A 380-nucleotide genomic window follows, 5' to 3' on the forward strand; every position below is an offset into this window, starting at 1 on the left:
CCATTTGACGATGTCGAACCAGCGGTCGTCGCCATGGCGCACCGACGGCGTCAGCGCCTCGCTGTGGCCGCTGGCGGGGAAGATCACGTAGTCGTCGGGGTTCTGCGCCTGGGTCGCGCGCACCGCCGCCAGCGCCGAGGCGTCGGTGATCAGGCCGTCGCAGCGGCCCGAGAAGAACGCCTGGCGCGAGGCCGCGACGTTGTCGAACAGCACGGTCTTCAGGCCCAGCTTGAACTTGCGCGACAGGTCGGCCACCGTGACCTCGTTGGTGGAGCCGGTCTGCACGCAGATGGTGGCGCCGTTCATGTCCTTGGTCTGGGTGATGCCCAGGTCCTTGCGCACCATGAAGGCGTCGTACTCGTAGTAGTTCGGATAGGTGA

1 protein-coding gene is annotated in these 380 nt (G+C 66.6%); it reads right to left on the reverse strand.

Annotation, left to right across the window (positions count from 1 at the left end; translation table 11 throughout):
• On the reverse strand, nucleotides 1-380 hold a 380-nt coding region (locus RISW2_RS23225; protein WP_043776051.1), incomplete at both ends, for an ABC transporter substrate-binding protein.

This window comes from Roseivivax isoporae LMG 25204 (assembly GCF_000521865.1).
GTDB lineage: Bacteria > Pseudomonadota > Alphaproteobacteria > Rhodobacterales > Rhodobacteraceae > Roseivivax > Roseivivax isoporae.